The sequence below is a fragment of the Microbacterium marmarense genome (assembly GCF_037204165.1).
In the GTDB taxonomy this organism is placed as follows: Bacteria; Actinomycetota; Actinomycetes; order Actinomycetales; family Microbacteriaceae; genus Microbacterium; species Microbacterium marmarense.
Genome location: NZ_JBBDGL010000009.1, coordinates 1 through 1,969 on the forward strand (window position 1 = coordinate 1; position 1,969 = coordinate 1,969).

At 60.1% G+C, this 1,969-nt stretch carries 2 protein-coding genes; both read left to right on the forward strand.

Annotation, left to right across the window (positions count from 1 at the left end; all coding sequences use genetic code 11):
* The first annotated feature begins 415 nt into the window (after positions 1-415).
* The gene (locus WDU96_RS13585) at positions 416-1,009 is read left to right on the forward strand and encodes a hypothetical protein (RefSeq protein ID WP_337339068.1); all 594 of its coding nucleotides are present in this window, start codon (positions 416-418) and stop codon (positions 1,007-1,009) included.
* A gap of 24 nt (positions 1,010-1,033) precedes the next feature.
* Complete coding sequence (gene rfbA, locus WDU96_RS13590) at positions 1,034-1,906, forward strand: glucose-1-phosphate thymidylyltransferase RfbA (RefSeq protein WP_337339069.1); 873 nt, start codon at positions 1,034-1,036, stop codon at positions 1,904-1,906.
* Positions 1,907-1,969 lie beyond the last annotated feature (63 nt).

Consider the following 1,969-nt stretch of genomic DNA (forward strand, 5'->3'; position numbering starts at 1 on the left):
GACACCAGCGTATCTGGCAAACGTGGCGTCCGCTGAGAGTGGTCCCTGCCACTTATATGGTTGATGGATGACGCATCTAGCTCCCGGCACGATGTTCGGGCGCGTCCGCCGGGGGTTACGCACCGCAGCGGAGACATTCGGCGGGTTGCCGCATTCCGCAGGCACGGTTGACAGTCCGCCGCCTGAAGTCGCTCGAGATATCGCGACTCTCTGGAGAAGCAACAGCGACCCTCGCGCGCGAGAGAAGGTGGTCGACGCGTCGTGTCCCGTGACCGTCACGATGACGACTCACGGAAGACGCACCCGAGATGTCTGGTTGGCCCTGGAGTCGATCGGGCGCGGGACCATGCGTCCGGGGCGATTGATCTTGTGGCTCGATTCGCCGCCCAAGAGGCAAAATTGGCGGCTACGTCGGTTGCAACATCGGGGCCTGGAAATTCGGTACTGCCCGCCAGGGTTCGGAGTTCACACCAAGTACTGGCCCTATCTGCTTGAATCAGCGCTCGACGTTCCGCTCGTGCTGAGTGATGACGACATCGTCTATCCCGCGACGTGGCTTGAAGGGTTGATGCGCGTGCATCTTCAGCACCCGGAGCACGTCGTCGCGTACCGGGCGCACGTCATCGGAATGAGTGACGATAGCTTTCTCCCGTACGCCACCTGGCGCTCGTGCGACGATGATGAGCCGAGCTTCGCACACTTCGCTACGTCGGTTTCAGGCCAGATTCTGCCCATTCCGCTTCAGCAAGCCCTCCTCGACCAGGGCGACGTCTTTCGCTCGCTCACTCCGTCAGCGGACGACGTTTGGCTGCATCGCACCGCCGTCATCAGCGGTTACCGCACCCGACAGGTGGCGGCTGGTCAGCAGCATTGGTGGTTTATTCCGGGCTCGCAAGTGTCGGGATTGAACGCTCTCAACGTCGGTTCGGGTGCCAACGACGTGCAGATTGCGGCAGCGCATACGACACTCTCGCGAGAGAGAATCGCTGCTGACCTGTTTGGTGGCTGACCCGCGGTAGGGGAAACTGGTTGTATGCGCGGAATCATTCTCGCGGGCGGGACTGGATCCCGGCTGCATCCCATCACCCTCGGCTCATCGAAGCAGCTGGTGCCCGTCTACGACAAGCCGATGATTTACTATCCGCTTGCCACGCTCATCTTGGCGGGAATTCGCGATGTTCTCGTCATCACGACGCCGCACGATGCAGATCAGTTTCAGCGATTGCTGGGCGATGGAAGCCAGTTCGGAATCAATATCACCTACAAGATGCAGCCCTCACCGGACGGACTTGCGCAAGCATTCATCCTCGGTGAAGAGCACATCGGCTCTGAGAGCGTCGCACTCGTGCTCGGTGACAATATCTTCTACGGTCCAGGGCTCGGAACGAGGCTAAGGCAGTACAACGAGCTCACCGGTGGGGTGGTCTTCGGCTACTGGGTAGACGATGCGACCGCGTACGGCGTCGTCGAGTTCGATCGCGGTGGCAAAGTCGTTTCGCTTGAGGAAAAGCCTGCGAAGCCAAAGAGTCACTACGCGGTCCCGGGCCTCTACTTCTATGACAATGACGTAGTGGAGATCTCGAAGCAGCTGAAGCCGTCACCGCGCGGCGAGCTTGAGATCACCGATGTCAACAAGGCCTACCTTGATCGGGGCGATCTCAAGGTCGAGATTCTCCCGCGCGGAACAGCCTGGCTTGACACGGGCACGTTCGATTCGTTGAGCGAAGCGACCGAGTTCATCCGCACGGTGCAGAAGCGTCAAGGATTGTCGATCGGCTGCCCCGAAGAAGTCGCGTGGCGAATGGGCTTTCTGTCGGACGAGGAACTGCGCGCACGGGCGGAGCCACTGTTGAAGAGCGGCTACGGTCGATACCTGCTCACAGCACTTGAGCAGGGAAAACACTGACCACTGACTCTAAGATCAGTGACGACGCGCTACTTCGTGTCACGGTCGATGTGGACCATTGGT

What these genes read in the sequence shown, in the direction of transcription:
- rfbA (WP_337339069.1), top strand. Translation starts at nt 1,034, where the DNA reads ATGCGCGGAATCATTCTCGCGGGCGGGACTGGATCCCGGCTGCATCCC.